This window comes from Lapillicoccus sp., from assembly GCF_025353065.1.
Lineage (GTDB): Bacteria > Actinomycetota > Actinomycetes > Actinomycetales > Dermatophilaceae > Lapillicoccus.
Map to the genome: position 1 here is coordinate 1 of NZ_JANXRJ010000150.1, position 7,998 is coordinate 7,998.

General features: G+C 67.7%; 7 protein-coding genes and 1 pseudogene. 2 read left to right on the forward strand and 6 right to left on the reverse strand.

Translation table 11 applies throughout. The features are described from left to right. A partial coding sequence (locus Q0R63_RS11760) for a tyrosine-type recombinase/integrase (RefSeq protein WP_295697435.1) occupies positions 1–662 on the forward strand: 662 nt, incomplete at its 5' end. 60 nt (positions 663–722) lie between these two features. Here Q0R63_RS11760 and Q0R63_RS11765 read toward each other — a convergent pair. The 5 genes from Q0R63_RS11765 to Q0R63_RS11785 all read right to left on the reverse strand — a co-directional run bounded on the left by Q0R63_RS11765 (position 723) and on the right by Q0R63_RS11785 (position 5,725). Continuing rightward, entirely contained in the window at positions 723–1,763 is a 1,041-nt protein-coding gene (locus Q0R63_RS11765; protein ID WP_295697436.1) for a tyrosine-type recombinase/integrase, read from the reverse strand. Next, entirely contained in the window at positions 1,760–2,695 is a 936-nt protein-coding gene (locus Q0R63_RS11770; protein ID WP_295697438.1) for a tyrosine-type recombinase/integrase, read from the reverse strand. Before Q0R63_RS11770 ends, Q0R63_RS11765 begins: the two co-directional genes overlap by 4 nt. After that, positions 2,692–3,540, reverse strand: coding sequence for a tyrosine-type recombinase/integrase (locus Q0R63_RS11775; protein WP_295697439.1), 849 nt, complete (start codon positions 3,538–3,540; stop codon positions 2,692–2,694). Before Q0R63_RS11775 ends, Q0R63_RS11770 begins: the two co-directional genes overlap by 4 nt. Before the next feature lie 545 nt (positions 3,541–4,085). Next, positions 4,086–4,988, reverse strand: a complete 903-nt coding sequence (locus tag Q0R63_RS11780) for a tyrosine-type recombinase/integrase (RefSeq protein WP_295697440.1) — start codon at positions 4,986–4,988, stop codon at positions 4,086–4,088. Beyond that, positions 4,985–5,725, reverse strand: a complete 741-nt coding sequence (locus Q0R63_RS11785) for a tyrosine-type recombinase/integrase (protein ID WP_366521117.1) — start codon at positions 5,723–5,725, stop codon at positions 4,985–4,987. Before Q0R63_RS11785 ends, Q0R63_RS11780 begins: the two co-directional genes overlap by 4 nt. On the opposite strand from Q0R63_RS11785, the gene Q0R63_RS11790 reads away from it, so the two are divergent. After that, entirely contained in the window at positions 5,693–7,054 is a 1,362-nt protein-coding gene (locus Q0R63_RS11790) for an IS1380 family transposase (protein ID WP_295697442.1), read from the forward strand. The two genes, Q0R63_RS11785 and Q0R63_RS11790, sit on opposite strands and share 33 nt — an antisense overlap. Before the next feature lie 119 nt (positions 7,055–7,173). Here the strand turns inward: Q0R63_RS11790 and Q0R63_RS11795 are convergent. Next, positions 7,174–7,998, reverse strand: a pseudogene (locus Q0R63_RS11795) (transposase); the annotation flags it as partial.

The window sequence follows — 7,998 nt, forward strand, 5'->3', positions numbered from 1 at the left end:
TTGACCCGGCCACGCAGGTGCCACCGGCGGATGCCCTGCCCTGCCACTACCGCCGGGTCACGCCTTACCTGTACTCACCAGCGCAGATCGACGCGCTGATGCGCGCCGCGGGCACGTTGACCCCGCCGCTGCGGGCAGCGACCTACACGACACTGATCGGGATTTTGGCGACCAGCGGCATGCGGATTGGTGAAGCCTGCCGCCTGGACCGCGGCGATGTCGACCTGGCCGCTGCGTTGATCACGATCCGTGACTCCAAGTTCGGTAAGTCACGGGCGATTCCAGTGCACCCAAGCACCGTCGCGGCCCTGACCCGATACGCCCAGTACCGCGATGGGGTCCACCCATCGCCATCAACCGGAGCGTTCTTCATCTCCACCCGCGGCACCCGCCTGAACCCCAACATGGCGTGCCACACCTTCCCTGTTCTGCTGGGTGGTGCGGGGATCAGCGCCGCACCCGGGGCCCGTCGCCCCCGCCTGCACGATCTACGGCATTCCTTCACGGTGGCCAGTTTGCTGGACTGGTACCGGGACGGGGTCGACGTGCCGGCACGCTTGCCGGTGCTGTCGACGTATCTGGGTCATGTCGATCCCAAGTCGACCTACTGGTATTACTCCGATTCTCGGGTTATTCCGATACCCGCTCCTTTGCATGCGTGATGGGCCTGTGACCTGGGATGACGCGCTCTGGTGACTGTCGCCTGTCGGGATAATCCGATGTCACTCCTTGAGTCCGCACAGGCGCTGGATGATGTCCTCGCGGTCGTGCCACAGCGGGGCCGGAAGGGGACTTTGGCTTGTTGCGCTGTTTGCTTTCTCAAGAGCATGGCGCTTCATCTCAGTGTCGGCGTGTGCGTAGATGAGTGTGGTCTCGGGGTCGGCGTGCCCGAGCCATTCGGTGAGCAGGGCCAGCGGCATGCCGGCCTGGTAGAGATGCATGGCCCGTGAGTGCCGGAGCATGTGCGGGTGGACCCGGGCCGGGACGTCGGGGCATCTGGCTTTGGCGGTGGTGGCGTGCTGGCGGGTGAACCTGGCGACGTTGTCGTCAGACATCCGTGTCGGACGATGATTTCGCACGGTGTAGAACATCGGGGCCGCCGGTTCCGGGCTGGGGTGGAAGACGGCGGCGTAGCGACCGAAGTGCTGGGCCGTCTCGTTGGTGATGGGCAGGCGCCTGGGTTTGGAGCCTTTCCCGAGCAGGTCCGCGGTGAGCCGCCTGGTGTCGATGTCGGCGAGGTTCAGGGCGAGCATCTCGCCGTCGCGGGCAGCGAGGTCATACATGAGGATCATGAAGAACTGGTCGCGCAGCCCGAGCCGGGTGCTCGGGTCTGGGACGGCGAGCAGCGCCGTGACCGCGTCAGTGCTCATGTACTTCACCGGTGCCGCGGCTGGAGCTTTAAGTCGCGGGATGGCGGCGAGGTCGGCAAGGTAGATCGCGAGCGTCGGCTCGGCGGCCGCCGCGTAGGTGAAGAACGACCGGATGCAGGCCAGCCGCTGGTTGCGGGTCGAGGCTGTCCACGACTTCGTGACCCGCATGTGGTCGAGGAATCCGGTGACGGTGGCCCGGTCAACCATCGTGAACGTGACCTTCTCGACTGCGACGTGGTGATGTTCGGCGACGTAGCCCAGAAGCATGTTCCAGGTCTGGCGGCACGACGTGATCGTGTTCTCGGCTGCGCCACGCTGGCGGGGCAGGAACGCGGTGAACCACTCGCGAAGGTGCCGGTAGAAGCCGTCGGCAGCCTCTCGGCGAGTCTTCACGACGTCACCGCCGGGATGATGCCGACCGCACGGGTCAGGCCGGTCGCCGCGAGGCGCTCGGGCAGCAGGTGGACGTACCATGCTGTCGAGGAGTACTTCTGGTGTCCCATGTAGGCAGCGAGGTACGGCAGCCAGGCCTCGATGTCTTTGCCTTCTTCGACCCACCGCATCAGGGTGCGGGTGGCGTAATTGTGCCGCAGCGTGTAAGGGGTTGAGGCCGGCGCGATCCCGCCCGCAAGTTCGCAGCAGCGATGGTAGCTGGCGATGAGCCAGGACGGGGAGTACTGGCGGCCAGGCTGGTCCTCAAAGAACCACTCCCGGTCCGGGCGTCGCAGATCCGCCAGGTGATCGAAGCGGGCAAGCAGCCCGGCCAAGTCCTCGGTAACGGGAACCCGGCGGTCCTTGTTCCGTTTCGACCGTTCGATCATCACCATCGCGTTCTCGGTGTCAACGTCGCGGCGGCGCAGGCGGCGGGCTTCGGGCGGGCGCAGTCCCGCGCCGAGAATCAGCCGGAAGATGACCGGGATCGTGTACTCACGGAACGGGCTGCGGTACTCGGCGTCGATGGAGTCGGCCGCCCGGAAGAAGGCGGCCAGTTCGTCATCGGTGAACATGTGCGGCAGGCCGCGGGTCGGTCTGGCGATCCACGCGGACGGCACGATGAACCCGTCCACGCCGGTCAGCTGGAGGTACTTGCCGAACTCACGGACCGCGCGGCTCCTGTGGGCGCCCCATCTGCCCGTCGCGGTGTCTCGGCACCACGCGGTCGCCAGTTCCCGGGTCAGGACCGTCTCGCTGGGGTGACGCGATGAGCAGAACCTGTCGAAACCCGTCATCGCGTTCCGCATGTCGCGCAGGCTGTGTCCCAGCGAGGTTCGCCATTCGAGCATCGCCTCGATGTGGGGTGCGAAGTTGCTGGTGAATGTGTTCATCGCAGCCCCTCCTTGATGCAGGTGAACTCCTCCAGCGGCAGGCAGCACTGGCGGAGCTGCTCGCAGGCCAGGGCGAAGTAGCGGCGGGAGGAATCGATGCGGGCATGGCCCAGGATCTGCGCGGCCAACGGCAGGCCGGCCCCCGACTCGATGAGCCTTGTCCCTGCGGTGCGCCGCAGGGCATGGAACGACTTGCCGTCACCGGCCACATGATCGATGCCGGCCCGGGTCAGGCGGCGGCGCATGAGGGTCGAGCCCGTCGAGTTCCCCAGCTTCACCAGCGGCGGCTGGAGCCGGACGAACACTTCTGGGGCGCCGCAATCAGGTCGGCCGTGCAAGATCCACTCAGCGACAGCGTTGCCTGCCAGTGCTGAGAGCGGCAGCACCAGCGGCTTCGATGTCTTGGCCTGGACCAGCCGGATCTCATCGCGACGCCAGTCGATCCCGTCCAGGCGCAGTGCGACGATGTCGCAGCAACGCAGCCCGGTCGAGAACGCTAGCAAGACCATCGCGTAGTCCCGTTTTCCGCAGGGGGTCTCGGTCTCGATCCCCTCAATGAGATGGCCGGTCTCCTCACGGGTAAAGCACGGCAGCGCCCGCACCCGCCGCGGCGCGGCAAGCGCGAGCAGGCCATCGATGTGGACGTCACTGAGCCCGGCGACGTTGAGGAAGGCGAAGAACCTCTTCAGCGACCACACCACGTTGCCGATGCCCGCGGGCCGCCTGGGCGCCATCTCGACCATGAACCCTCGAACGTCGTCCACAGTGACCGCACCCAGAACACCCCGGCCAATCCGGTCGAGATAGACCAGGAAATGGCGAATCTCGCCGGCCAGCAACCGCACCGATCCCGGAGCCACCTCCAGGTCAACCTCCGCGACGAACTGTTCCAGGACTTCACAGGAGCTCTCGCTGAGCCAGGGTCCGGGCCTATCACCCGCCAGGTCACCCCGCCGGTTCTCTGGAACTCCAGCATCATGCGGGCTGACTTCACCAACGCGTTTCGCCTGTTCCGGCCGATCTCACCGCGGCGCGCACGCTCCTGCTGGCACGCGACGAACTCGTCGACCACTTTGATTGACAACGCGTCCAAGTCCCGCCGCTCACAAAACTCCGCGACCACCTCGCAGCTTTTGCCGTAGCGAGCGACCGTGTCGCCCGACAAACCCACACCTTCAACCACACCGAGCACGGCATCAGCCAGCCCGGACACCATCGACCCCATGGCACTGTCCTTTCATTCGATGAACCGCCGGTTCGGACGAACATGGCAGCACCATCACCATGGGTGGAGAACGTCAAGGAAGAGGTCCCATGCGCGCAACTGACGCATCGGATTATCCCGACAGGCGACAGTCACCAGAGTGCGTCATCCCAGGTCACAGGCCCATCACGCATGCAAAGGAGCGGGTATCGGAATAACCCGAGAATCGGAGTAATACCAGTAGGTGTGCTTCGGGTCGGCGTGGCCCAGGTAGGTCGCCAGGGTCGGCAGCAGCGCGTCGATGTTTTTCTTGTCCCGGTACCCCTCGACGAAGGTCGTCACGGCGAAAGAGTGACGAAAATCGTGGATCCGGGGCCGGCACTGCGACGACCGGGCACGCAGGGCCGCTCGGGCGCTCAGGTCGTGGAAAGTGCGCCACAGACTGTTGTAGCCGAGCCGTGTCCCCTGCCCGGTGATGAAGAGCGCCGGGGAGAAAGGGTGTGGGCACAGGTCGTCGCGTCGGGCCTGGTACTGCCTTAAGGCAGCCTGGGCGCTCGGGTGCAGCGGCACCAGACGGGACTTGCCGAACTTCGCGTCTCGCACCACCAGGAGGCCATCGTCGATGTCCGCGTCGTCGCGGTCCAGGGCCAAGACCTCACCGACACGCATGCCGGTGATGGCGAGCAGCCCGATCACGGTCGAGATGGTCGCGGCCCGCAGCGGTCGCGGCAGCCTCGCCGCGGCGTCCATCAAAGCGGTGACCTGTGCCGGGGTGTACAGGTAGGGAACGGCCCGCCCGGGCGGGCAATGGGTCAGCCCCGATGGCGGGACCTGGGTGCGGGAATCGTGTAACGCCCACCACGCTGCGAAGCACCGCACGGTCCCCAGCCGTTGGTCGACCCACCGCGAGGACGCCCCCTCGGACAGCCCCGCCCACGTAAGGGCCAGATCGGCGGTGATGACGGGCTCGTCGTGTTCGTCGAGGAAGGCGAGGAACTGCCCCAGCAGTTTCTCCGCTCGTTGCAGCTTGAATCCCATCGCTCGACGCAACCGCAGATAGTCACCCACGGCCACGTCCAAGGTGCTCACGTCAGCACCCCCTCAGTGGGGTAGGTGGCCGGCGTGGCCGGCCACGGCCGGGCGATCGAGCGCAGGGTGTCCACGTCGACCTTGGCGTAGATCGTCGTGGTCGCGCTCCTGCGGTGCGCCAAAACCTGTCCGACCTCTTCCAGGGACCCACCCGAGAGCAGGATCGCGGTCGCGGCGGTGTGCCGCAGCCGGTGGGCATGGATCGTGCCGAGCCCGGCCCGACGTGCCTTGGCCGCGACGATGTTGCTGACCGCTCCCCGAGTCAACCCACCTGCCGGGGCGTGGACCCGCACGAACAGCGCACCGCACACGGTGCTGCCGGGATGGCCTACCTGCAGGTAGTCGGTGATCGCCTGCCCGACGGCGGGCGGCAACGGCAGCTGACCAGTGTGGCTGCCCTTGCCCCGGACCGTCATCGTCGCAGCACGCCAGTCCACATCCTTCAGGCCCAGCGCAGCGACTTCCCCGGCCCGCAGACCTAGCCTCGCCCGTTCACGGAACGTGACTCGACACGCGGTCTGAAAACGCGAAAGTGCCTGTCGCACAACGAGATACTGGACTTGTCGACGGTTCAGTAGGCTCGAGTGGAAGGCACCTCGCACATGCAGGGTACAACGGCACGGTCCACGAAGAAGGCGGTCCGACGGGCGCGGCGGAAAGGGACCCGGCGCAGCGGGTTGGGCCGCTGGTCCTCTGGGCTGGTCGTGTCCGCGGACGGGGCCGGGGTCGTGGCCCACGCGGGGAACGTCGCGACCCGGATGCTGTGCGACCAGGTCGGGTTGACCGGGGCGTTGTCCTCGGCGATGGCCCGCCGGGGTTTCACCCCGACCCACGACCGGGGACAGGTCCTAGCGGACGTTGCGGTCCTGATCGCGGGCGGTGGTGAGGCGATCGCGGACATCAACGTCCTGCGTCACCAGGGTGAGGTCCTCGGGTCGGTCGCGTCCGCGCCGACGGTGTGGCGGGCCTTGAAGGGGATGACCCCCGCGGTGGCGAAGCGGATCGATGCGGCGAGGGCGAAGGTCCGCGCCCATGTCTGGTCCCAGCTGCCCGGGGGGCTGCCCGCCTCGAAGGTCGCGGACACCGACCTTGGTGACGTCGTCGTCCTCGACGTCGACGCCACCCTGGTCACGACGCACTCAGAGAAGGAACACGCAGCGTCGACCTTCAAAAGAGGGTTCGGCTATCACCCTTTGGGTGTCTGGTGCGATAATACCCAGGAGAGCATGGCGCTGATGCTGCGGCCCGGGAACGCCGGCTCGAACACCGTCGCCGACCACATCGCCGTCGTGACCGCGGCCATCGCCCAGGTCCCGACTACGCACCGGCGGAAGCTGCTGATCCGCGCCGACGGGGCCGGCGCCTCGCATGGGCTGCTCGACTGGCTCACCAGCCTTGACGCGAAACGTGGCTGGACAGTGGAGTATTCGGTCGGGTACGCCGTGACCGACAAGGTCCGCGACGCCATCGCGAAGGTCCCGAAGAAGGCGTGGCAGCCCGCGATCACCGCCCAGGGCGAACCCCGCGAACACGGCGACGTCGTGGAGATCACCGGCATGCTCAACCTCAAGAACTGGCCGACCGGGATGCGAGTGATCATCCGCCGTGAGCACCCCCACCCCGGCGCGGCCCTATCCTTGTTCGAAGACGCCGACGGATGGCGCTACCAAGCCGTCGCCACCAACACCCCCCTCGCCAAGGGCGGGCAGGTCGCGTTCCTCGAAGCCCGCCACCGCGCCCACGCCCGGGTCGAGACGAGGATCCGGCACGCCAAAGACACCGGCATCGGCCGGTTCCCCTCCCGCGAATACGCCATCAACCAGTCCTGGCTCATCGCCGCGTCGATCGCGGCCGACCTCATCGCCTGGCTGCGCCTGCTCGCGCTGCCCGCCAACCTGACCGCGTGCGAGCCGAAAGCCCTGCGGTACCGCCTCCTGCACGTCCCCGCCCGGCTGACCCACGGCGCCCGGAAACGCCACCTCCGGTTCCCGGCCACCTGGCCCTGGGCCAAAGACGTCCTATCCGCGTTCACCGCGATCCGCGGCCTGACCCCGCTGCGGACCTGAGGCTCGCCCCCTCACCCGTCCACTCACGAGCGAGCACCACCGGAGACCCGCCCGCAGCGCCACGCGGAACTCCGCCACACCCGAAAGAAGAATGCGCCGTCAGCACGCCAAGTAGCGGCCGTCACCGACGCCGGTGAATTAGCGAGGCTAGTGTTGCTCGCGCCCTTCAACGCTCTCGCACCCTGCGTGTCCCCGGCGCGGCGCGCGTCGTTCCACACCTTCCGGCGGACCTCGTCCAACGCGTCGGTGGCCCAGACGACCAGATGGAACGGGTCGGCGCACCGGATAGCGGTCGGGCACCGCTGCGTCACGACGTCCCCGATCCAGTCCGCGCCGTCCGCGGAGACGTGCGTGATCAATGCGGACCGATCGGGTCCGAGGGCGTCGAAGAACGAGCGCAGGGTCGCCTTGTCCCGACCGGGAGCGGCCCGTACCAACCGTTTCGCGTCGTGATCGACCACGACGGTGAGGTACCGGTGGCCCTTCTTGTAGGAGATCTCGTCGATCCCGATCCGGCGCAACCCCTCCAGCGGGTCCCGCGCCTGTACGGCCTCGCCGGCGACGCGGGTGATGATCGCTCCGACCGTGCGCCACGCGATCCGCAGCAGCTGACACACCGTCGACTTCGACGTCGCGGTCGCCCACCACGCCACCGTGTCGTCGAACGCGGCCGTATGGCCAGCGCCGTGCCGAGCCCACGGCACATGCGCCACGACCACCCCATGCTCCGGGCACGCCACCCGGGGAGCGTCGGCCTCGAGCCACACCGGCAGCAGCCCGGCATCGACATGCCGCCACCGCCGCCGCCCCTGACCTCGGTCGTACCCGCGGCACCGCCGCCGGCACACCCCGCAGCGGCCCCGCTGCCGACGCCCTGGCCGTACCGATACGAGCACGACCTGCCCACCCCCGGGCCTCGGGTCGTCATCGATCTCAACCCGCTC